This is a genomic window from Polycyclovorans algicola TG408, from assembly GCF_000711245.1.
GTDB classification, from domain to species: Bacteria; Pseudomonadota; Gammaproteobacteria; order Nevskiales; family Nevskiaceae; genus Polycyclovorans; species Polycyclovorans algicola.
In genome coordinates, this window is the sequence record NZ_JOMH01000001.1 from 3,106,290 (window position 1) to 3,128,765 (window position 22,476).

The window sequence follows — 22,476 nt, forward strand, 5'->3', positions numbered from 1 at the left end:
GCTTTGCGTCCTTGCTTCTCCCCTTTGCGCCTTTGCGTTAAGAGCTTTTATCTCTCAATCCGCCAACAAAAAATGGGCATTGGCAGCCGCCACCGGCTTGTCGGGGTTGTCCACCCAGGCAGTGACGTTGACGGTTGCCACGCGGCGGCCGTGGCGGGTGATGCTGGCGCGGGCCAGCACAAAGTCGGTGTCCTGCGCGCCACGCAGGTATTCGTGCGTGACGTTGATGATTTTCGGCATGCGCTGTAGCTCGGGCAGCAGCAATAACTGCGCGGTGGCGGTGAGTTCCATCAGCGCGCCGATGGCGCCGCCGTGCACGGCGCGAATGAGCGCGTTGCCGTAGTGCGAGGGGTTGCAGGTCAAGCGGCCGATCAACTCGGTGTCCTCGCCTTCAACTGAAAACCCCAAGAACCGTGCATAGGGAATCTGCACGATCAGCGGTCGCAGCTCTGCCACGGTGTGCACGTGCTGCATTTGTTCAATCAGCGACACGGTGCACCTTCCAGGTGGTGGGATCACCCTCACGGGCATGACCCGAAACCTGGTCCTGAAACACGACGAACGAAGCGACACCGATGGCGATCAGGTCTTCCGGGTCACCGTCATGTGCGACCGCACGGATAAAAGCGATATGTTTGGTCAAACGATCTACTCGCGCGTCACAGAACACGGTGGCGCCCGACTGGGCCGCACGCAAGTAATCAATGCGCAGGTCCAAGGTCGCGATGCGGCGCAACTCGGACAATTCGGACAACAGCGCGCCGCCGAAGGTGGCGTCGAACAAGGTCGTAATGGCGCCGCCGTGAATCACGCCGGTGTCGGGGTCCCCCACCAGGTCTTCACGCCACGGCAGGCTCAACTGCAGACGGCCCGGCGCTGACTCGACATAGCGCAGACCCAATTCACAACTGTGCGGTACCACGTCGACAAAGTAGGCCTGACCGGTTTCGGCATTGACGTTGTGCAGGGGGTTCATGGGCAGACCTCGCAACTCAGCAGGCCGACACGCAGGCTGTGCCCGCGCCCGCTCCCCTCCGCCCGCATCCGCGGACGGTTCCCCCCTCTCCCGCGATGCGGGCGAGGGGATGCGGCATCGCCTGCGGCAGTCTTCATGTGTACTGCCGCACGTCGACAAAATGACCGGCGATGCCCGCAGCCGCCGCCATCGCCGGAGAAACCAAGTGCGTCCGCCCGCCCTGCCCCTGACGCCCTTCGAAGTTGCGGTTGCTGGTCGAGGCGCAGCGCTCGCCCGGCTCCAGGCGGTCGGCGTTCATCGCCAGGCACATCGAGCACCCGGGCTCGCGCCATTCAAATCCGGCGTCCAGAAACACCTTGTCCAGCCCCTCGGCCTCGGCCTGCTGCTTCACCAGCCCGGAGCCGGGCACAACCATGGCCAGCATGACGCTGTCGGCCTTCTTGCGGCCCTTGACCACGCTGGCGGCGGCGCGCAAATCCTCGATGCGCGAGTTGGTGCACGAGCCGATGAACACCTTGTCGATGTGGATCTGCTCAATGGGCGTGTTGGCAGTCAGGCCCATGTAGGCCAGCGCCTTTTCCATGCCACTGCGCTTGACCGGATCGGTGACGGTGGCGGGGTCAGGCACGCTGGCCGTTACCGGGCCGACCATCTCGGGCGAGGTGCCCCAGGTGACCTGCGGGGCGATGTCGGCGGCGTCAATCTCGATCACCTTGTCGAACACCGCGTCGGGGTCGGACTTCAGCGTCTTCCAGTAGGCCACGGCGGCGTCCCAATGTTCGGCCTTGGGCGCAAACGGACGGCCTTTCACGTAGGCGATGGTCTTGTCGTCCACCGCCACCAGGCCGGCGCGCGCACCGCCTTCGATGGCCATGTTGCACAGGGTCATACGGCCTTCCATCGACAGATCTTCGATGGCCTCGCCCGCGTATTCCACGACATAACCGGTGCCGCCGGCGGTCCCGATGCGGCCGATAATCGCCAACGTAATGTCTTTGCCGGTGACGCCGGGGCCAACATGGCCGTTGACGCGGATCAGCATGGATTTGGCCTTCTTCAGCATCAGCGTCTGGGTCGCCAGCGCGTGCTCGACCTCGGAGGTGCCGATACCAAAGGCCAGCGCGCCAAACGCGCCGTGGGTGGAGGTGTGCGAGTCGCCGCAGACCACCGTCATGCCCGGCAGGGTGGCGCCCTGCTCGGGACCCATGACGTGGACGATGCCCTGGCGCACGTCCATCAAATCAAATTTGGTGATGCCAAACTTGGCGCAGTTGCTGTCCAGGGCGTCCAGCTGGGCGCGGGAAATCGGGTCCTTGATGCCCTGGGCACGGTTTTCGGTGGGCACGTTGTGGTCCGGCACTGCCAGGTTCGCCGCCAGGCGCCACGGTTTGCGGCCGTTGAGGCGCAGCCCGTCAAAGGCCTGTGGGCTGGTGACTTCGTGCACCAGATGGCGATCGATGTAGATCAATGCCGAGCCGTCACCGGCATCGGTCACCACGTGGGCGTTCCAGACTTTGTCGTACAGGGTTTGCGGGGTTTGGACGCTCATCGCTGGCTCCGGGCTGGCGGGACAATGACGGCATGGTAGGCCTCGACATTGAATAACTCCAATGAATCGTTTTCATGGTTATGATTCTCTAACGGAATACCAATACGATCGCTGATCCATGGACACGCAACTTCTCACTGCCTTCATCGAAGTGGCTGACAGCCAGTCGTTCACGCGCGCGGCCGATGTGCTGCACCTGTCCCAACCGGCGGTCAGCAAACGCATTACCGCGCTGGAAGACCAAATCGGCCGACCGTTGTTTGACCGCGTCGGGCGCAACATCTCGCTCACCGACGCCGGGCACACCTTGCTGCCCTACGCCCGCAAGGTGCTGCAAGACATCGAAGACGGCCGCCGTGCGCTGTCGCAGCTCGAAGGCCATGTCAGCGGGCGACTGAGCATCGGCACCAGCCACCACATCGGGCTGCACCGGCTGCCGCCGGTATTGGGCGCCTACACCCGTGACTATCCTCAGGTGGATCTGGACATTCACTTCATGGACTCGGAAGTGGCCTGCGACGCCGTGCTGGCCGGCAAGCTGGAGCTGGGCATCGTCACTCTGCCGCTGCAGTCGTTGCCGCATCTGCAATCGCGGGCGGTATGGCCGGACCCGCTGACCGTGGTCTGCGCCGCGAGCCACCCCTTGGCGCAGAGCCGCAAAACGAGCCTGAAACAACTCGCCGAGCACCCCGCCGTGCTGCCCGACGCCGCCACCTATACCCATCGCATCATCACCGAGGCCTTCAAGGCCAGGGGCGTGGCGCCGCGGGTTCGGCTGGCGACGAATTATCTTGAGACGCTGAAAATGCTGGTCAGCATTGGCCTCGGCTGGAGCGTACTGCCCGACTCGATGATCGACGACAGCCTGATCCGACTGCAGATTCCCGGCTTGGCAATGTCCCGCCAACTGGGCATGGTCTGGCACGAGCGCCGAACCCTGTCGGGCGCCGCTCAGGCGCTGATGCAGCTGATGCAGCAGGCCTGACCAAACCCCCAACCGGAGGTCAGATGACCGACACACTCGAACGCAACAAACAGACCGTGACCGCCTTCTATGACCTGATGTTCAACCAGTGCCGGCCGGCCGAGGCCATCGACCTTTACGCCGGTGACCACTACCGCCAGCACAACCCCCACGTCGCCGACGGCAAAGCGGCCTTCATTGCCTACTTTGAGCGGATGGCGGCTGAATTTCCCGGCAAGCGGGTGCAGTTCAAGCGGGTCTTCGCTGAGGGGGACTACGTGATCCTGCACTGCCAGCAAACCTGGCCCACCGATGCCCATCGCGAATGGGCGGGCATCGACATTTTTCGCTTGGATGCAAACGGCAAAATCGTCGAGCACTGGGACGTGCTGCAGGTGGTGCCCGCCGAGTCGGCCAACGACAACGGCATGTTTTAGGAGACGGGCGGCAACTCCACCCACAACATCGTCACCAGCACGATGGCCAGCAGTGCGATCCACAGCTCGGCCACAAGGCGCATCAGATTGGGCGCGTGGCGCAGCTCCATGAAGTCGAGCACCACATATCGCACCTTGATCAGGCTGACCAGAATGATGCCGCTGGCCGCCAGGGTTTTGTCATCGCCGGCGCCGCCGCCCAGCGCCCACGACAGCAGCGTGGCGCCGACCAGCGCCAGCCAGATCACCGTATAACGCGATCGCAGCAGCCAGGCCATCAGTTGATCAGAAACAGCAGTGCAAACAACACGATCCACAACAGATCAACCAGATGCCAAAAACTGGCGCCCGACTCGAAGTTGCGCAGCGCGTTGGCGCTGTAGGGCGCTTCACCGGCGTAGGCGCGCATGGTCAGCAGCACGCCGGTGCCGATCACCACGTGGATCAGGTGAATGGCGGTGTAGACGTAATACAACATGAAGAAGTCGTTGCTGCTCAGGGTGATGCCCGAGGCGATCTTCGGCGTGTACTCAACCGCCTTCACCGCCATGAAGCCCAGCGAGCAGGCGATGGCCCAGGTCAGGCAGCCGCGCATGACACCGGGCTTGCCAGCGCGCGCCGCACGAATCGCCGACGCCACCAGCCAGGAGCTGGTCAGCAAGAGCACGGTATTGAGCAAGCCGAGTTCGGTGCTGAGCAAAGCCTGCGACTCGGCAAACATCGCCGGGTTGTCGGCGCGATAAAACAGGAACAGCCCGAACAGCAGCGAAAACAGAATGCCGTCACCGGCAATCAGCATCCACACGCCCCCCTCGCCCGGAATGTGCCCCTGACGTGGGGGATCGGCAGCGGGGTTTGACGCCACGGTGTCAGGCAAAACCGGTCCCGGAGCGCCGCTTCTCGGCATTCACCGCTTTGATGGTGACCGTGCTCATGATCATGATCCAGCCGAAAAACACGATGTAGATGAACCAGAACGAGATCAGTCCGTCGTAGGCAAACGGGCCCGTCTTGAACAGCTCAATCAATGCGGCCGGCGAAATCAGCACCGCACACCAAAGGTTAAAGAACGCCACCCAGCGCGGGTAAACCGTCGGCACGCTCTGGTCGCGAAAAATGGCAATGGCAATCGACACCATGAACACTGCAAACGGCGGCCAGCTGAGAATGAAGATGAACCAGACCCAGTCGTTCATGATCTGCATGAAATCGGCGCCCATCGCCTCGGGGCGAAACGCCATCATCGCCCAGGTGATCGGCATGAGCAGAAAGAACACGTAGCCGCCGCCGGTGTTGGCGACCGACAGATAGGTGAGTACCGGTGTGCCGCGCTCCATCTTGCGCATCATCATGACGATGGACATGGCCCAGGTCAGATAGAAGGTGTAGCAAATGCACTGGATGACCGTGCCGGCGCGAATACCGATCTTGCGATCAATAAAAATCTGCTTCAGCGATTCAGCGTCGAGTGCCGGTGAAGGCGGCGGAATAAAGCCCATCAGCCAGCCTTGGGACAGCGCCAAGGCCACCACCAGCACCATGCCGGAGTAGGCCATCACCTTGATCAGCGGGCCGTTGTCGGGGGAATTCATGTTGTCGCTTCTCCTTGGGAAACCGCAGCCCCCCGTATCAGGCCGTTGAGCTGCCGCGACCGGGGAGTCGAATTGATGAACATCGTGCCTTATCATCGGGCGCTCCGCTTCTGCCTTCAAGCCGGACCCTTCGGCAGCTCGGGAAAGCGGAAGGATGACCCCGTCAGGGCTGACGTTCACGTTGCGTGCCGCGCTCGCCTTCACGCACTTCCACCGCGCGGCCGTTTTCCAGTGTCACCTCGCGCTGTAGCCGACGCGGGCCGAAGTCGTAGCGCCAGCGTTCGCGGTAGACCTCGACCACCTGGCCTTGCGAGAAGGCGAGTCCATCCAGGGCGCCGTCAGCGCGGCGCGGCGGCGCCAGCAGGTGAACGGCCTCGGCACTTTGCGGCTGGCCGCAGTGGCGCAGTAACCGGTACTTGGTCATGCCCTGGCTGATCATCTCGGGCGCGCAATCACCGTCGGGCGGGCGGCTAAAGCCGTAGCCCGCAGCCTCGATGGCCCGCAGTCGACCGTTGCGAAAGCGCAGCACCCGCAGCAACTGCCGCGACCCGAAGTCGTAGGTCCATTCCTCAGTGACCTGCAGCCTGCCCGGCACCTGTGAAACGCCCGCATCCCAGGGGTCCATCAGTGCCGGCTCGCCACAGACCGCACGCACCTGCGCCCGGTCATCGCCCAGCGCCACCAGCCTTGACCCACATCGCAAGGTGTCGTCGGCTTCCAACGCGGTGGCAACCAGCGACGCCAGCACCCCCAGCGCAATACGCCATTCAGTCATCGACGCGGCTGCCGAATAGCGCGCGTCGCCGCTCAGCGCTGAGCGCCCGCATGTGCCGGATGTTCACCTCGGGAATGCCGTGGGCAGCCGGATGCCGAGCCACGGCGGCGGCCACGCCATCTTCCCGCAACAGGTGAATCAAGGGCAGCGGCGAACGATTGGTGAGATGGCTGGGGTCATCCGGCGGCAGGCCGTCAAAGCGATAGCGCGGGTGAAAGCTCGCGACCTGATAGACGCCGACGCGTCCCTGCCGACGCAGCAGCGCATCGACCTGGTCCAGAAATGCCAGATACGCATCGAAGCGCGACAGCATCTGCGGGATCGCGATCAACGTGGTTTCAAGCTCAGCGGCCGGCGTGTCGTCGAGCCGGTTGATCTCGGCCTGCACCTCGTTGAGCAGCAACACCTCGTCGGTCGCCCCGCTGACGTGGATACGCAGACGCTGGCCACGCAGGGTCGCTGCGGCAAACGGACACAGGTTGAGGCCGATCACCACCGCCGTCAGCCACTCGCGTACCGCCTGTTCGACACCTTCCATGAACGCTCCCCGGACCGGCACATTCTGGACCCGAGACAGGCCCTCGCTCGCTACACTCTGAAGATGAGATTACAGAGCAAATCAGTGCGACAAGGCGTGAGGAATGCGAGTGCGATGACCCGCTGGGGCGCGATGCTGTTGTGCGCGGCAAGTCCGACATTGGCGATGGCGCAATGGCCCGCCCTGCAGAAACTGCAAGACGAGCGCGATGCCCGCGTCACCGCCCTGGTCTATGACCTGGGCAGCGAGACACCGCTCGCCGTCATGGCGCCGCAACAGCGGCTGTCACCGGCGTCACTGAGCAAGCTGGTGCTGGCGTCCGCCGTGCTTGAACAATGGCCCGGCGACCACCGCTTTGTCACCCGCCTGGGCGGCGCGCTACCCGATACCGACGGCGTGATCGACAGTGATCTGTGGGTCAGCGGTGAAGGTGATCCCAGCGTCGAGCACCGCGACATGTGGCTGCTGGCGGCGCGCCTCAAACAGCGCGGCGTGACGCAGATCAACGGCGACGTGGTCACCAGCGCCTCGCCATTCGGCCACCTCGAATGCGAGGTCAAGGACCGCTGCGACGCTAAGCGCCGCACCCATACCGCCTACGACGCGCCCCTGTCGGCCGTGGGCGTGGACTACGGCACCTGGTGCATTGATCTGGCCCCACAATTGCCGGGGCAGCAGGCCGCCCTCAGCCACTGCGCCGCCTTTGAGCTGCCCATCCCCCTCGACGGCACCATCGCCAGCCGCAAGCCCGGCACCCGCAGCGCCATGTGGCTGGACCGGCGCAGCGTGCTCGGCGACGACCAACTGGTGATGGGCGGTGACATCGGCCGCGACACCCGCCTCTACCGCTCAATGAGCGACCCGGCACTGGGCACCGGCCTGCTGCTGCGGCAGGCCCTGACCGAACTGGGCATTCAAGTGATGGGCGGCGTGCGGGTCAGCCAAGCAGCCGCGCCTTCAGACTTGATCATGCTCGCCGGCCACGAGGGCGCGCCGGTGCGTGAGCAGGTCGCCGGCCTGCTGCGCTATTCCAACAACTACATCTCCGACATGCTGACCCTGGGCCTTGCGCTGCAGCGCACACCGCAACCGATCAGCACGCTGGCCGAAGCCTCGCAGCTACTGACCGCGCGCTTGCAGCGGGCGCGGACTGCGGTCGGCTTGACCAACGCGCCGACGCCCAACACGCCGATCGTGCTGCACAGCGGCAGCGGCCTGACCCCCGAGAATCGTGTCTCGGCCGAAGACCTGGTGGCCCTGCTACGCGACGAGTACCGGCAGGTGCAGCGCTTCCCGCTGTTTTATGCCGGGCTGGTGGTGCCGGGTGAAGCACCAAGCCGCACCCTGCGCCGTGGCAACACCGACTGGCGCCAGCGCGTGGCGCTCAAGACCGGGACTCTGACCGAGCCCAATTCGGTGTTCGGCACGGCGGGCTATCTGCGCAAAAAGGACGGGGGCTGGATGGCCTTCGCGGTCATCGTCAACGGCGCGGACCGCAAGGGCATTCCCATGAGCGTCTCGCTGCAGGCCATCCGCTCCGACATCGAGGACCTGCTCGCGAAGCACTGAGACCTTGGCGTATGCTGCGCGCCCTCAGGTGCCGACCCTTGCAGGTCGGTGAAACGGGAAGTCCGTGCAAATCGGACGCTGCCCCCGCAACGGTGAATGGTTCGGGGTTGCGCTTTACGCCACTGTCCGGTTGACGACGGGAAGGCCGCAACCCAGCACGCCATAAGTCCGGAGACCGGCCTGAGGTAGGTGCCGTGGTCGCGGAGGGCGAACCTGACGGATGGCAACTGCCATGCGGCCACGGTTTGTCGATTGCAGATGGACGACCCGTGCGCCTGATCCGGTCCCTGATTCAACCGCTTCACCCGATGTCGCTTGCGGCCGCCTTGTGCTGCCCGCTGACCACGTTTGCCGACACTGCGCTGCCGCCGCTGACGGTAGCCGGAGTCAACGCCGAGCTGGACCAGAGCGGCGTGCAGCTGCGGGTGCCGGTCGATCCGCTTTTGGCTAGCGACCTGCCGAGCCTGCTCGCCACCCTGCCCGGCGTACAGGTGCGTCGCAGCGGTGGTCTGGGCGCCTACAGCGAGGCCAGTCTGCGTGGCAGCAACGGCCGTCAGGTCAGGATATTGCTCGACGGCCAGCCGCTGGACGGCGGCGGCGGCGAAGCCACCTCATTGGCACTGATCAGCCCGCTGATGCTGCACGACGTCACCGTGCACAAAGGCCGCGTGCCGGTCGACCTTGCCGGCGGTCTGGCCGGCAGCATCAATCTGCGCACCCCTGAGGTGCTGCGCGCGCCGCTGCTGGGCAGCTTCAGCCTCGGCAGCTTCGGCGAGCGCCAGGCGCATGCCGCCGCGCAATTGGCGACTGACGTCCAGCTCGCCGCCGGTCTGCAACAGGCCGACAACGACTTCAAGTACCGCAACGCCTTCAAGCCCTTCGACCCCACCGACCCCGACCGCCGTCGCCGCGAGCTGCGCCTCAATGCCGACACGGCGCAGCGCTACGCCCTGCTGAGCCTGCGCGCGCCGCTGCGGGTGCAGGCGCATGTCATTGATGACGCGCAATCGCTGCCCACCCGTCTCAACCTGCCCGACCAGACCGCGCAACTCGACACTCGCGCGTACGGCCTGAGCATCGCCGGCGACACGTCGGCGCGCTGGCACCACCGGCTGTCGACGCGCTGGCTGGACGAGCGCTTTCGCGACCGCGACAGCCAGATCGGCCTCGGTGCGCAAGACAGCCGCAGCCGCACCTTCGGCATCGACGGCCAGAGCCGCTTCCACTTCGGAGACGGCAGCCTCGCGGTGCTTGATGCCGGGCATACCCGCTACCGCGCCGAAGACCGGATTGGTGATGTTCCCACCCAGGACGCCGAGCGGTTGCAACTGGGTGGTGCGGCTGAAACCTTTGGCGATCTCGGTGCATGGCGCGCCAACGCCAGCCTCGGCGTGCAGTGGTCCGAAGACCGCGCCGACGGCCAGCAGGAAGAGCACTGGCAATGGGCGCCTGCCGTGGGTCTGACACGGCGACTTGGCCCCTGCATTGCCGCAGGCAACCTCGGCAGTCGCGAGCGCCTCGCAACCTTTTTTGAGCGCTACGGTGACCGCGGACTGTTTCGCGGCAACCCCGAGCTGCGTCCTGAGCGCGCCGACTATGCTGATCTGGGCGCCCGCTGCGCGCCAGTCGGCAGTGCGTGGACCGTCGATGCGGCGGTATTCGGCCAGGACCTGCGTGATGCCATCAGCCCCACCTTCAACGCGCAGGGTGTGGGCCGCTCGATCAACACCGAGCGCGCCGAAATCTACGGTGTCGAGTGGGGTGGCACCGCCCGGCTTGGTCGCTGGCAGGGGCAGATCGGCGGCACCCTTCAGAGCACCGAAAACCGCAGCGGCCCCGGCGCGGCGCGCGGCAAACAATTACCCGGGCGCTACACCGAACAGATCAACGCACGGCTTGAGACCGAGTTCTGGGCCCTGCGCTGGCACTACGCCTTCAGCTTTGAACACGGCCAGTTTTACGACAGCCCAAACCTGCTGAAAGCTGCGCCACTACGTCGCCATGACATCGGCGTGCGCGGCCAATGGCAACGCGTCGGCTGGTCGGTGCAGGCGCTGAACCTGCGCGATGACAACCCCGAACAGTTCAACGGCTTTCCCACGCCCGGGCGCCATTTACGGCTGACCCTGAGCTATCCCGCCATCATGTCCCCCGATTCACCCAAGGAGTAACCGATTCATGACCCTTTTGAAATTCACGCCGCGCGCGGCCATCGGCCTGCTGGTCACCGTGCTGATCTCGGCCTGCTCAAGTGGCGACAACCAATTCAGGGGCACCCCGGATGCCAGCGACGTCAGTGCCGTGGTCGCCACCCGCGCGTCAGACTTCAGCAGCGGCGCCGTATCGCTGATCAATGCCGAAACATTGACCGGGCAGAACAACCTGGCGCCGACCACGTCCGACATTCGGGTCCGCGCCGCAAGCGAGCAATTCTTCGTCATCGAGCGTTTCGACAGCAACACGGTCAAGCGCTTCGACCTCGACATGCCCAACACGCCCAACCTGACGGCCTCAACCCAGGACCCTGACGACACGGCGCAAAGCAACCCCGCCGACCTGCTGATGGTCAGCCCCACCAAGGGCTATCTGCTGCGCTACGGGTCGGGCACGGTATGGATCGTCAACCCGTCGGCCACCACTGAAGCCGGATTCAAGACCGGTGAAATCGACCTGTCGCACTACGACGCCGATGGCGTGCCGGAGATGATTACCGGGGTCATCGACCGGGGCCTGCTGTTTATCGCCATGCAGCGGCTCGAAAACTTCGCGTCGGTCAAAAGCGGCTATGTCGCCGTGATCGACATCGGCAGCGACGAGGAGGTCGACACCGGCAACAACCCCGACCTGCCGGGCATCGAATTGCCGCTGCAAAGCCCCACCGGCCTCATCATCGATCCCGCCAGCCTTGACCTGCTGGCCATCGGCAGCGGCGGCTTCGACGGCAGCTTCACACCGGTGTTCGAGGGCGGCATTGCCCGCATCGATACCGGCACGTTCACCGCCGAGTTGCTGCTCGACGACGGCAGCGCCGAAAGCGCACCCTTCGGCCAGTTCGGCGAGCTGGTGGCCATCAGCGGCACGCAGGCCTACTTCACCGCCGGCGAACCGTTTGCCGCGCAAACCCTGTACCGCTTCGACCCAACCACCGATGCCGACCCGGTTGCGGTTGACGGCTTCATCGATCAGGAACTGGGCGCGCTGGCGGTCGATCCGCTGAATCGTCTGTGGGTCGCACGCGCCGACACTGAGGCGCCGGGCATCAGCCTGCTGGACGTTTCCGGCGGCGGTGAGACGGTGATGGGCAGCCGTATCAACACCTCGTTGATCCCGATCAACATTGACTTTGCGGTGCTGCCCGACATCAACGACTGAGTGCGGACCTGCAGTTGCGGCGCCCGGCGGTAAAACCCGCCGGGCGCAGTTTCATTGCGGCTTGCGTTTGAACAACAGCAGCGAAAAGGCAGCTTCGGTTTCAAACGCTGCGAACGCATTCATCGCCTCGCGCCGCTCGGGCCTGGCCTTCCAGGCATAGGGCGTCATCAGCAGCAAATGCTGCAAGTCGGCCTGTGAGAGCTGCAGCGGCACGGACACCGTTTGCTGGGTCACCGCCTCAAAATCGGTCTCGAAACCGACCCTGAATTTATCGGGTGCATGCGCCTGCACCACATCGAACAACTGTTCGCGCAGGGTCCACAAATGCCGGGCCGCCGGCGTCACCACCAGCACATGGCCGCCGGGGCGCAGTACGCGCCGCATCTCGGCCACGTGCAGTTGCGTGAACAGGTTGGTGACCCCATCGACCGAGGCGTCCGCCAGTGGCAAGTGCGCGCCGCTGCCGACCAGCCAGGTGATGGCCGGATAGCGTTTGGCCGCCAGGCGTATCGCCGGGCGGGCAATGTCGAGGCCGATGACCTCGCCCGCCACGGCGGGAAACGCACCGGTGTAATCGCCCTCACCACAGCCGATGTCGAGCACGCGGGTCGCTTTCAGTGGCGCCAACATCGCCAACACCGCGTCACGCAGTGGCCGGTAGTGGCCGGCCTGCAAGAACGCCCGGCGCGCGTGCACCATCCGCACGTCGTCGCCGGGGTCGCGACTCTTCTTCTGCTGTACCGGCAACAGGTTGACGTAGCCCTCGCGCGCGACGTCGAAGCTGTGACCCTGTTCACAGCGCCAGGCTTTCGGCTCGCGCGCCAGCGGCAGGCGGCACAGGGGGCAAATCACACTCATTGGGGCCGTCCACCCTCGGCGAGCAGGCTCAGCGCCAGCGCTTCGGCGACGCGTATGCCATCAATCCCCGCCGACATGATGCCGCCGGCATAGCCCGCGCCCTCGCCCGCCGGAAACAGGCCGCGGGTGTTCAGGCTCTGGTAGTCGGCATCGCGGGTGATGCGCAGCGGTGACGAGGTGCGGGTTTCGACGCCGGTCAGCACCGCATCGTGGCGGGCAAAGCCCTTGATCTGCCGGTCGAACACCGGCAAGGCCTCGCGTATCGCTTCGATGGCGTAGGCCGGCAGCGCGCAAGCAAGATCACCCAGGCGCACGCCGGGTTTGTAGCTGGGCAAGACGCTGCCCAGCGCCGTGGACGGCTGTCCGGCAAGGAAGTCGCCGACCAGTTGCGCCGGCGCCTCGTAGTTGCGGCCGCCAAGCACGAAGGCCTGTGATTCGAGTTGCGCCTGCAAGGCGATACCCGCCAAGGGCCCAGCCGCCACGCCACCGGGATAATCCTCGGGCGAAATGCCGACCACGATGCCGGCGTTGGCGTTGCGTTCGTTGCGCGAGTACTGGCTCATGCCATTGGTCACCACCCGGCCCGGCTCTGAGGTGGCCGCGACCACCGTGCCGCCGGGACACATGCAGAAGCTGTACACCGAACGGCCATTGCGGGCGTGGTGCACCAGCTTGTAATCGGCCGCGCCGAGCAGCGGGTGGCCGGCAAACTTGCCCAACCGCGCGCTGTCGATCAGCGACTGCGGGTGCTCGATGCGAAAGCCCACCGAGAACGGCTTGGCCTCCATGAATACCTCGCGCTCGTGAAGCATGCGAAATGTCTCGCGGGCGCTGTGGCCCAGTGCCAGCAGGACATGGTCGGCGCGCACGGTCTCGCCGCTGGCCAGGGTCACGCCACGCATCTGCCCCGCCTCGATGAGCACGTCGGTCACCTGCTGACCAAACCGAACCTCACCCCCTAGCGCTTCGATTTCTTCGCGCATGCGCGTCACCACGCCGGTCAGGCGAAAGGTGCCGATGTGCGGCTTGCTGACGTAAAGGATCTCTTCCGGCGCGCCCGCCTTGACGAACTCGTTCAGCACCTTGCGGCCGTGGAACTTGGGGTCACGCACCTGACTCCAGAGCTTGCCATCGCTGAACAAGCCGGCACCGCCCTCGCCGAACTGCACGTTGGATTCCGCATTGAGCGTGTGCTTGCGCCACAGCCCCCAAGTGTCCTGCGTGCGTTGCCGCACCGGCTGACCGCGCTCGAGCACGATGGGGCGAAAGCCCATCTGCGCCAGCATCAGCGCCGCAAAAATTCCGCAGGGCCCGAAGCCAATGACCAGCGGACGGTTGGCAAAGCCGGCGGGTGCGTGGGCGACCGGGTGGTAGGTGACGTCCGGCGCCGGGCGCACGTGCGCATCGCCCTCAAACTTGGCCAGCACCGCAGCCTCATCACGCAGCTCGCAATCGACGGTGTAAACAAAACTCAGCTCGGCCGATTTCTTGCGCGCGTCATAGCTGCGCTTGAACACGATGAAGCGCAACAGATCACCGTCCGGCAGGCGCAAACGCTTCTGAATGGCCGGTGCCAGTGCTTCGGGCGAGTGATTGACGGGCAGTGTGAGTTCGGTAAGGCGCAGCATCGACGGGATTCACGACCGGGGGGCACATTGTCCCATGCGGACGCCTCAGCGCGGCGCGTCAGCCGGATAATGACGTTTAAGGAAGGCGATCATCGCCGCGCTAAAGGCATCGTTGCGATCACCGGCCACCATGTGCCCGGCCTCAGCGATGTCGACGACTTCGGCATGGGGCATCTGCTGGCGAAAGGCGGTGACACCGGCTTCACTCACCACATCACTCTGGCCACCACGAACCAGCAGGGTGGGCGCAGCAATTCGCGCGGCGGCGGCCTCCATGCGGGCTTCGAACGTCTTCAGATAGGCCAGATGCTCCTCAAAGCGGGTGTCGATCAGCCGCGGGTCCCAGTGCCAGTAAAGGCGCCCGTCATCGCCGCGACGCAGGTTCTTCATCAGCCCCGAGGGGTCACGAGGGCGCGGGCGACTGGGGTTGTACGCGGCGACGACATCGGCCACTTCGTCCAGCGACGCGAAGCCGTCGAGGTTCGCGCTCATGAATTTACGAATGTGCTCGACGCCGTCACGCTCGACCCTGGGCGCGACATCGACCAGCACCAGGGCGCTGGCAATGGGCAGGTCCGCCTCGCCCATGGCGATCAGTGCAGCCATGCCGCCCATCGATGCACCGACCAGCGCCGGCGGCCGGTCCAGGGTGGCAATGACCGACCGCAGGTCGGCCACGGAGGCATCGCTGGAATAGTCGCCATCTTCGGCCCAGTCACTCTCGCCATGACCGCGCGCATCGAACGACAGCACGTAATAGCCCGCAGCCGCCAACTCGCCGAAAGCGCGCGACCATGCGTGTCGCGTCTGACCGCCGCCGTGCAACAACACGACCGCCGGCCCATGAGGCGGCCCAGCAATATCGGCCATCAGACGGAGGCCGCGACTGCCGATCAATGAACTTGTTTTCATCACGCCAGCATAACCATTGAGGCAGCGTTCAACGGTGATGTGCGGCTGTTAGACTCCGCGCCGCCCCACGCTCCGGAACCCCTGCATGTCAACCCCCTTGCCCAAAGCGCTCGGCCCGCTGCCGACGCTCATTTTCTCGTCCCGCTGGCTACAGTTGCCGCTGTATCTGGGACTGATCGTGGCGCAGTGTGTTTACGTCATTCTGTTCGTCAAAGAGCTTTGGCACCTTATTCATGGCGCCTTCGAGCTCAACGAGCAGGCGGTGATGCTGATCGTGCTGGCACTGATCGACGTGGTGATGATTTCCAACCTGCTGGTCATGGTCATTGTCGGCGGCTACGAGACCTTCGTCTCGCGACTGCGGCTGGAAAACCACCCCGACCAGCCCGAGTGGTTGAGCCACGTCAACGCCTCGGTGCTCAAGGTCAAACTGGCGATGGCGATCATCGGCATCTCGTCGATTCACTTGCTAAAAACCTTCATCGAGGCCGGCTCGCTGGGCGCCTATCCGCTGTGTGCTGACGTGGCCGCCGGCGTGCGCTGCACCACGACGACCGAGGCGGGCGTGATGTGGCAGACGATCATCCACATGGCCTTCATCGTCTCGGCGCTGGGCATTGCCTGGACCGACCGACTGATGTCGCAATCGACCGCCAACGCGCGTAACAAAAACCCTGCGGCACATTGAGTCGCAGGGCGCCATCGCGGCGGCGGGATGGGAATTGCTGCAGTGCAGCGTGCTAAGCTCAGGCTCGACATCAATTTGAATACGGGCGTCCCTTGACGAACATTGCGCCCGCAGAATCAGGTACTTGCAATGCTTTTGGCCACCGACCTTGATGGCACGTTTCTCGCCGGCTCGGACGAAGATCGCCAACGCCTTTATCAGCTGATCAACCGCCACCCGCAGATTCAACTGGCCTTCGTCACCGGCCGCGGGTTGGAGTCGGTCCTGCCGCTGCTCTCCGACCCGATCCTGCCGCGCCCGGACTACATCGTCTGCGACGTGGGGGCGACCGTGGTCGACGGCCACACGCTACAACCGATCCAGCCGCTGCAGTCCGACATCGACCACCGCTGGCCTGGCGAATCCGCCATCGCCATGGCATTGGCCGATGTACCCGACATCCAGCGGCAGGAATTTCCCCAAGAGCGGCGCTGCTCTTACTTCTGCCGCGAGACGGCCGTCACCGATACGCTGCGCAAACGCGTCGAGGCCCTGGGCTGCGACCTGCTGTTTTCCAACGGCGTGTATCTGGACGTGCTGCCGAAAGACGTCAACAAGGGCGCAACGCTGAAAGGGCTGGTGACCACCCTGGGGCTTCCCGAGTCCAGCGTGCTGACCGCCGGTGACACGCTCAACGACCTGTCGATGCTGGCCTGCGGGTTCAAGGCTGTGGCGGTGGGCGACTCGGAGCAGCCGCTGCTCGACGCCACCCGCGGCAAAGGTCTGGTGCTGCAGGCCGAGCGGCCCGGTTGCGGCGGCATTCTCGAGGCACTGGCCTACTTCGGCTTTCTCGGCGAAGCCGGTATCCGCTCGGAGGCCGATCCTGAGAGGCCGTTCGGCAAGTCGAAACTGCTGATGGTTTACCACCGTCTGCCTTACGAAGAGGCGGTGGTCGACGGCAAGCCGGTGCGCCGCCGGCACCGCTCGCCCAACGGCATCCTGCCGTCGCTGCTGTCGTTTTTCAAAGGGGAGCACGCCGGCACCTGGGTCGCATGGTCAACACACGAAGGCAAAGGGCGGTTCGAAACCCACACCGATTTCGAGCCCGAGAACTACCCCAAACTCACCGTGCGCCGCGTGCCACTGAGCCATCACGACGTCGACATTTTCTACAAGCGCTTTTCAAAAGAAGCCTTCTGGCCGACTTTGCACACCTTCTGGGAGCGTGCGCGTTTTCGCGAAGAGGACTGGCAGCTCTATCTCGAGGTCAACAAGCGTTTTGCCGAAGCCACCGCCGACGAGGCCGCCGAGGGCGCCACGGTGTGGATTCACGATTACAACCTGTGGATGGTCCCGGCGTACTTGCGAGAGCGCCGTCCAGACCTGCGCATCGCGTTTTTTCACCACACGTATTTTCCGTCGGCCGACGTGTTCAACGTGGTGCCGTGGCGGCGCGAGATCATCGGCAGCCTGCTGCAGTGCAACTACATCGGCTTTCATATCCCGCGTCAGGTCGAGAACTTTGTCGACGCCGCGCGCGGCGCCTTCCCGTTCAAGACCATCGCCAAAGAGAGCTGCGCGCCACGCTTCCAAACCTATGGCTGCGCCGTGGGGCTGGACAACATGACCAGCCAGATTGAAGTGCATGGCCGGCGCATCCAGCTCGGCGCGCACCCGGTCGGCATCGACATGGGACGCATCAAGGATGCCCTGAAAGAGGCCGACTCCAAAGGCCGCCTCGAAGCCCTGCGCAAGCCGTTGACCGGCGTCAAGCTGATCCTTTCGGTCGAGCGCCTCGACTACACCAAGGGCACGCTGGAAAAGCTGGTGGCCTTCGAGAAGCTGCTAGAGGTCTACCCCGAACTGCTCGGCAAAATCACGCTGATGACCGTGTGCGTGCCGGCCGCCAGTTCCATGACCGTTTACGACGAGCTCCAGACGCAGATCGAGCAGGCCGTCGGCCGCATCAACGGCCGCTATTCACAGGTCGGCTGGACGCCGGTGCAGTTCTTCTTCCGCAGCATGCCGTTCGATGAAATTTGCGCCTACTACGCGATGGCCGACGTGAGCTGGATCACGCCCTTGCGCGACGGCCTGAATCTGGTTTGCAAGGAGTACGTGGCGGTGCAGGGCCTGACCCAGGGACGCGGCGTGCTGGTGCTGTCGGAATTTGCCGGCGCCGCGGCCGAACTGAAGGGCGCCATTCTCACCAACCCGCACGACACCGCAGACCTGGTGTCCAGCCTGTACCTGGCCCTGAACATGGGCCGCGCCGAGGCCGAGTCACGCCTGCGTCAGTTGTACGACGATGTGAACTATCACAGCGTGGCGCGCTGGGGCGACGACTTTCTGGCCGCCGTCGAAAACAACGGCGCCATCGACCCCGGCCGCATTGAATACGTCGACCCGGTTACCGGCATGCCAACGGTTGTGAAAGACAAAGCGCCGGCATCGACAACCTGAGGCGCGTTTCAAGCGCCGAATCTGCTGCGCCTTACAACGTCAGCGAGTAGACGTCGGCATCCTCGCGCCCGCCGTTGGGACACGGGTAATAACCAGGCCGCCGGCCAATGGGCGTGAAACCGGCCGCAAGGTACAGCGTCGCGGCGCGCCGGTTGCTGACCCGCACTTCAAGAAACAGCACTTCGGTGCCGGCATGGCGGGCGATGTGAATCAGGTGCGCCAACAAGCGCTGGCCATGGCCCTGACCCTGCAGCGCGGGATCGACGCAGACATTGAGCACATGCCCCTCGCCCGCCGCCATGCTCATCAGGGCATAGCCCACGAGATGCTCGTCGGCGTCACGCATCACCCAGGCCGAATAGCCCGCGCGCAGGCAGTCGATGAAGATACCTTCGGTCCATGGACTGGGGTAAGCCCGCAGCTCCAGCGCGATCACGGCCGACAAGTCTTGTTCGTGCATCGGCCGGATGCCCGGCGCGCCGTCAGTCGACAGCGCCATTGACGCGTTGCCAAATGCCTTTGAGGTCTTGCCAGCTCTTGGCTTTTTCGCGCGGACTGCGCAGCAGGTACGCCGGGTGATACGTCACCAGCAGCGGCGTCTGCAGCGGTCCGTAGTGGTGCAGCGGGCCGCGCAGACGCGACAGCGGCTGGTCGGTTGCCAGCAAACGCTGCGCTGCGACCCGCCCCAGGGCAACGATCAGACGCGGTTTGATCAAGGCGATCTGCGCTTCCAGATAAGGGCGGCACGCCTCGGCCTCATCGGTCGCCGGGTCGCGGTTTCCCGGCGGCCGACATTTAACGACGTTGGCAATGAACACGTTGCGCTCTCGACTGTGGTCAATGGCGGCCAGCATTTCATCGAGCAACTTGCCCGCACGGCCGACGAAGGGCAGGCCAGAGGCGTCTTCATCGGCGCCAGGACCTTCGCCGACAATCATCAGCGGCGCATCGCGTGCGCCCGCTCCAAAGACGGTCTGCGTTCGGGTCGGGCACAAACCACATTGGGTGCATGACGCGACGGCGGCTTCAAGCGTGGCCCAGTCGGCGTAGGCGTCCATGCCTGACGCTGCCGCAGACGGCTGGGCCGGCGGCCGGACATCGGCGCGCGGCGGTGATGATGGCGGTGGGGTCGTCACCCGATCAGGCGCAGCCGCCTCGACGGGACCGGCGGCGGCTGACACGTCTGCCGTTGGCGCTGTCGCGGGCGCGCCGTCGCGCAGCGCCCACGAATCCACCCCCAGCCGGGCCAGTCGCCGCTTTCGCGCATCGTTCATCCGCTCAGGCCTGCAGCGCGCGGTTCAATGCCGACAGAATCGCCTTCAGCGATGCGGTGACGATGTTGGCGTCCACCCCGACACCGAACAGCGCGCGCCCATCATCGACCTTGAGCTCGATATAGGTCACCGCCTGTGCATTGGCGCCACCGGTGAGTGCGTGCTCGTGGTAATCGATCACCGAGATGCCGTGCCCGGTCTGCCGCGACAGGGCTTCGACGAACGCATCAATGGGACCGTTGCCCTGGCCCTGCAGCGCCACCGGCACATCGTCAATCACCAGCTCACACGCCAGCTTCACCGACGATGCTTTTGAATCTTCGACCAGATGATGGGCATCGTAGCGATGGCGTCCCGGGCGCAGATAATGCTGCTCAAAAATCTGCCAGATGTCGGCAGCGCGCACTTCCTTGCCCGACAGGTCGGTGAACGACTGCACCACCTGCGAGAACTCGATCTGCAACCGGCGCGGCAGGCTGAAGCCGTACTCGTGCTCCAGCAGATAGCTGATGCCGCCCTTGCCCGACTGGGAGTTGACGCGGATCACCGCCTCGTAGGAGCGGCCGATGTCCAGCGGGTCGATGGGCAGATACGGCATGTCCCAGATCTCGTCGGGCTGCCGGGCATCAAAGGCCTTCTTGATCGCATCCTGGTGCGAGCCGGAGAACGATGTGAACACCAGATCGCCCACGTAGGGGTGCCGGGGGTGGACCGGCAACTGGTTGCAATACTCCACCGTGCGCCGCACCTCGTCGATGTCGGAAAAATCCAGTCCCGGATGCACACCCTGGGTGTACAGATTCAGCGCCAGGTTGACGACGTCAAAGTTGCCCGTGCGCTCCCCATTGCCGAACAGGCAGCCTTCAATGCGGTCGGCGCCGGCCATCAGCGCGAACTCGCCGGCGGCGATGCCAGTGCCGCGGTCGTTGTGGGGGTGAATGGACATGATCACCGAATCGCGGCGGGCGATATTGCGGTGCATCCACTCGACCATGTCGGCAAAAATGTTTGCCGTGGAGTGCTCCACCGTCGATGGCAGGTTGATGATGATCGGCCGCTCGGGTGTCGCCCCGGCGGCGTCGACCACGGCATCGACCACACGCTTGGAAAACGCCAGCTCGGTGCCCGAAAACATCTCGGGTGAATACTCGAAGCGCCAGTCGGTTTCCGGGTTGGCATCCGCCAATTCGCGCGCCAGGCGGATATGCGACACCGCCAGGTCAACGACCTCGTCCTCACTCATCTTGAACACGACGCGGCGCATCACCGGCGCCACCGCGTTGTAGATGTGGACGATCGCGCGCGGCGCACCCTTCAAGGCTTTGAAGGAGCGGCGAATCAGGGTGTCGCGCGCCGGGGTCAGCACCTGGATGGTCACGTCGTCGGGGATCAAGCCCTTGTCGATCAGGTGCCGATGAAAATCGAACTCGGTTTGCGAGGCCGACGGAAAACCGACCTCGATTTCCTTGAAGCCGACCCGCACCAGTAATTCAAACATGCGCAGCTTACGCTCGGCGTTCATCGGCTCGATGAGCGCCTGGTTGCCGTCTCGCAGGTCGGTGGACAACCAGATGGGGGCCCGGGTGAGCACCGCGTCGGGCCAGGTGCGGTCGCGCAGGTGCACGGGCGCGAAGGGGCGATATTTCTTCGAAGGGTCAGTCAACAAGGTCATGGCAGTCACTCATCGGGGGCGCAACGCAGCAAACCACGCGGCGCAAAACATGAACTCCGGCGGCCGAGAGAACGGGCGGAGACAGGATTCGGGATGCGCGCGGTAGAGGCCCCGCGCTGGCGCTGATGGAAGTCTGCCTTACGGCAGAAGTCGACCGAGCAGACGGCACAACGAACCCGCACCCATCAAAGGGCTTAACCAGAATTGCTTGGCATCGGACGTTGGCACAGGAAGCAGTATAGCTCAGCCATCTTCATCGGCAACCGTGCGTCGCCGCCGTTTGTACCAGCGCCACAGCGCGGCGGCCGGCGCCGACATCGCATAGATGAACGAGGTCACAAACAGCACCACCGGCGGGTTAATGGCGACCACCACGATCAGCCCCACGGCAATCAGCAGGGTGGCAAAGGGGACGCGCTCGGACAGCGGCGCCTGCTTGAAACTCGGGTAGCGGAAGTTGCTCACCATCAGCAAGGCAACGACGACGGTCAGTATCGTTGCCGGCACCAGCAGGTCATCACCCTGCAGTTCTGCGCTGTGCGCCGACCAGACGAAGAAGGTCACCACCGCGGCGGCGGCGGGGCTGGGCAGGCCGAAAAAATCCTTGTTGCTGCCGGCGATGGCGGCCAGCACGTTGAAGCGTGCCAGCCGTAGCGCCGTGCACGCGGTGAAGGTGAAGGCGACCACCCAGCCCAGCTTGCCGCCCAGCCAGCGGTAGTCAGCGAGATGATGGAGGCTGAAGGCGTACATCACCACCGAGGTCGCCACGCCGAACGCGACCATGTCACAGAGCGAGTCGTATTCCTTGCCGAAGTCGGTCTGGGTGTTGGTCATGCGCGCGATGCGGCCATCCAGGGCATCGGCAATTGACGCCCCGAGGATTGCCATTGAGGCAATACCGAAATTGCCATTCATCGCTGACACGATGGCGAGGAAGCCCCCAAACAGGGTGCCGGTGGTGAACAGGTTGGGCAGCAGGTAAATGCCTTTGCGCTGCCTCGGTTGCGGATCAGGGGAATTCATCCGCTCATGTTAACCGGTCACTGGGGATGCTCGGCCAGTCGCGGATGATGGGTCACAGGCGGGTCGCGGCGAGTAGGCCCGGCCAGCCCAGAGGGGCCGCTGCCGGTAACGGGTCAAGGGGCACCTCGGCCAGCGCCCGGCCGTTGGGGCCAGAGCGGCCCAAATGAAGACGGCGGAACGTCGAAACGTTCCGCCGTCGTATCCGTC

Annotated in this window: 22 protein-coding genes and 1 riboswitch; of the genes, 7 read left to right on the top strand and 15 right to left on the bottom strand. The window is 64.6% G+C overall.

All coding sequences use genetic code 11. The features are described 5' to 3' along the window. Positions 1 to 54: 54 nt before the first annotated feature. From U741_RS0114870 to leuC, 3 genes are all read right to left on the bottom strand, one after another. Positions 55 to 492 (bottom strand): PaaI family thioesterase, encoded by a 438-nt coding sequence (locus U741_RS0114870; RefSeq protein WP_161776251.1) that lies wholly within the window; start codon positions 490 to 492, stop codon positions 55 to 57. Continuing rightward, the gene (locus U741_RS0114875; RefSeq protein WP_052378878.1) at positions 479 to 976 is read right to left on the bottom strand and encodes a PaaI family thioesterase; all 498 of its coding nucleotides are present in this window, start codon (positions 974 to 976) and stop codon (positions 479 to 481) included. Before U741_RS0114875 ends, U741_RS0114870 begins: the two co-directional genes overlap by 14 nt. A 133-nt stretch (positions 977 to 1,109) precedes the next feature. Beyond that, positions 1,110 to 2,525 (bottom strand): 3-isopropylmalate dehydratase large subunit, encoded by a 1,416-nt coding sequence (gene leuC / locus U741_RS0114880; protein WP_029891239.1) that lies wholly within the window; start codon positions 2,523 to 2,525, stop codon positions 1,110 to 1,112. Positions 2,526 to 2,643: 118 nt separating this feature from the next. On the opposite strand from leuC, the gene U741_RS0114885 reads away from it, so the two are divergent. Next, positions 2,644 to 3,510: a LysR family transcriptional regulator gene (locus U741_RS0114885; protein ID WP_029891240.1), complete on the top strand. Its 867-nt coding sequence runs from the start codon at positions 2,644 to 2,646 to the stop codon at positions 3,508 to 3,510. Between the two features lie 23 nt (positions 3,511 to 3,533). Beyond that, positions 3,534 to 3,926, top strand: coding sequence for a nuclear transport factor 2 family protein (locus U741_RS0114890; RefSeq protein ID WP_029891241.1), 393 nt, complete (start codon positions 3,534 to 3,536; stop codon positions 3,924 to 3,926). Here the strand turns inward: U741_RS0114890 and U741_RS0114895 are convergent. The 5 genes from U741_RS0114895 to U741_RS0114915 form a co-directional block, all read right to left on the bottom strand. Beyond that, positions 3,923 to 4,204 (bottom strand): cytochrome C oxidase subunit IV family protein, encoded by a 282-nt coding sequence (locus U741_RS0114895; RefSeq protein WP_029891242.1) that lies wholly within the window; start codon positions 4,202 to 4,204, stop codon positions 3,923 to 3,925. The two genes, U741_RS0114890 and U741_RS0114895, sit on opposite strands and share 4 nt — an antisense overlap. Beyond that, positions 4,204 to 4,791 (bottom strand): cytochrome c oxidase subunit 3, encoded by a 588-nt coding sequence (locus tag U741_RS0114900; RefSeq protein WP_029891243.1) that lies wholly within the window; start codon positions 4,789 to 4,791, stop codon positions 4,204 to 4,206. Before U741_RS0114900 ends, U741_RS0114895 begins: the two co-directional genes overlap by 1 nt. Positions 4,792 to 4,795: 4 nt before the next feature. Further along, on the bottom strand, positions 4,796 to 5,518 hold the full coding sequence (locus U741_RS18690) for a hypothetical protein (protein ID WP_029891244.1): 723 nt from the start codon (positions 5,516 to 5,518) through the stop codon (positions 4,796 to 4,798). Between the two features lie 163 nt (positions 5,519 to 5,681). Beyond that, positions 5,682 to 6,293 carry a DUF2845 domain-containing protein gene (locus tag U741_RS0114910; RefSeq protein WP_029891245.1) on the bottom strand — a complete coding sequence of 204 codons (612 nt, stop codon included), beginning with the start codon at positions 6,291 to 6,293 and terminating at the stop codon, positions 5,682 to 5,684. Then, positions 6,286 to 6,831, bottom strand: coding sequence for a DUF1415 domain-containing protein (locus U741_RS0114915; protein WP_029891246.1), 546 nt, complete (start codon positions 6,829 to 6,831; stop codon positions 6,286 to 6,288). Before U741_RS0114915 ends, U741_RS0114910 begins: the two co-directional genes overlap by 8 nt. A 114-nt stretch (positions 6,832 to 6,945) precedes the next feature. Here U741_RS0114915 and dacB point away from each other — a divergent pair, with 114 nt between their 5' ends. From dacB to U741_RS0114930, 3 genes are all read left to right on the top strand, one after another. After that, complete coding sequence (gene dacB, locus U741_RS0114920) at positions 6,946 to 8,400, top strand: D-alanyl-D-alanine carboxypeptidase/D-alanyl-D-alanine endopeptidase (RefSeq protein ID WP_029891247.1); 1,455 nt, start codon at positions 6,946 to 6,948, stop codon at positions 8,398 to 8,400. Between the two features lie 9 nt (positions 8,401 to 8,409). Beyond that, a riboswitch (cobalamin riboswitch) is annotated at positions 8,410 to 8,598 on the top strand. A gap of 110 nt (positions 8,599 to 8,708) precedes the next feature. Next, the gene (locus U741_RS0114925; protein WP_029891248.1) at positions 8,709 to 10,571 is read left to right on the top strand and encodes a TonB-dependent receptor plug domain-containing protein; all 1,863 of its coding nucleotides are present in this window, start codon (positions 8,709 to 8,711) and stop codon (positions 10,569 to 10,571) included. A 7-nt stretch (positions 10,572 to 10,578) separates the two neighbouring features. After that, positions 10,579 to 11,772, top strand: coding sequence for an NHL repeat-containing protein (locus U741_RS0114930; RefSeq protein ID WP_029891249.1), 1,194 nt, complete (start codon positions 10,579 to 10,581; stop codon positions 11,770 to 11,772). Between the two features lie 51 nt (positions 11,773 to 11,823). Here U741_RS0114930 and U741_RS0114935 read toward each other — a convergent pair whose 3' ends face one another. Genes U741_RS0114935 through U741_RS0114945 form a run of 3 tightly spaced genes read right to left on the bottom strand, consistent with a single transcriptional unit; the run spans position 11,824 to position 15,128 of the window. Continuing rightward, a complete protein-coding gene (locus U741_RS0114935; protein ID WP_029891250.1) occupies positions 11,824 to 12,630 on the bottom strand; it encodes a putative RNA methyltransferase in 807 nt (268 codons plus the stop codon). Continuing rightward, the gene (locus U741_RS0114940) at positions 12,627 to 14,258 is read right to left on the bottom strand and encodes an NAD(P)/FAD-dependent oxidoreductase (protein WP_029891251.1); all 1,632 of its coding nucleotides are present in this window, start codon (positions 14,256 to 14,258) and stop codon (positions 12,627 to 12,629) included. Before U741_RS0114940 ends, U741_RS0114935 begins: the two co-directional genes overlap by 4 nt. Positions 14,259 to 14,303: 45 nt before the next feature. Then, on the bottom strand, positions 14,304 to 15,128 hold the full coding sequence (locus tag U741_RS0114945; protein ID WP_235200466.1) for an alpha/beta fold hydrolase: 825 nt from the start codon (positions 15,126 to 15,128) through the stop codon (positions 14,304 to 14,306). Between the two features lie 127 nt (positions 15,129 to 15,255). On the opposite strand from U741_RS0114945, the gene U741_RS0114950 reads away from it, so the two are divergent. Both U741_RS0114950 and ggpS read left to right on the top strand, forming a co-directional pair. Then, positions 15,256 to 15,858, top strand: coding sequence for a TIGR00645 family protein (locus U741_RS0114950; RefSeq protein WP_029891253.1), 603 nt, complete (start codon positions 15,256 to 15,258; stop codon positions 15,856 to 15,858). Between the two features lie 129 nt (positions 15,859 to 15,987). Then, positions 15,988 to 18,300 carry a glucosylglycerol-phosphate synthase gene (gene ggpS, locus U741_RS0114955; RefSeq protein WP_052378879.1) on the top strand — a complete coding sequence of 771 codons (2,313 nt, stop codon included), beginning with the start codon at positions 15,988 to 15,990 and terminating at the stop codon, positions 18,298 to 18,300. Positions 18,301 to 18,331: 31 nt separating this feature from the next. Here the strand turns inward: ggpS and rimI are convergent, their stop codons facing one another. From rimI to pssA, 4 genes are all read right to left on the bottom strand, one after another. Continuing rightward, a complete protein-coding gene (rimI, locus tag U741_RS0114960) occupies positions 18,332 to 18,799 on the bottom strand; it encodes a ribosomal protein S18-alanine N-acetyltransferase (protein ID WP_029891255.1) in 468 nt (155 codons plus the stop codon). Next, complete coding sequence (locus tag U741_RS0114965; protein ID WP_029891256.1) at positions 18,783 to 19,574, bottom strand: uracil-DNA glycosylase; 792 nt, start codon at positions 19,572 to 19,574, stop codon at positions 18,783 to 18,785. Before U741_RS0114965 ends, rimI begins: the two co-directional genes overlap by 17 nt. Before the next feature lie 4 nt (positions 19,575 to 19,578). Continuing rightward, positions 19,579 to 21,246: a 2-isopropylmalate synthase gene (leuA, locus tag U741_RS0114970; RefSeq protein ID WP_152551633.1), complete on the bottom strand. Its 1,668-nt coding sequence runs from the start codon at positions 21,244 to 21,246 to the stop codon at positions 19,579 to 19,581. 243 nt (positions 21,247 to 21,489) lie between these two features. Next, positions 21,490 to 22,269 carry a CDP-diacylglycerol--serine O-phosphatidyltransferase gene (pssA, locus tag U741_RS0114975; RefSeq protein WP_029891258.1) on the bottom strand — a complete coding sequence of 260 codons (780 nt, stop codon included), beginning with the start codon at positions 22,267 to 22,269 and terminating at the stop codon, positions 21,490 to 21,492. Between the last annotated feature and the right edge of the window lie 207 nt (positions 22,270 to 22,476).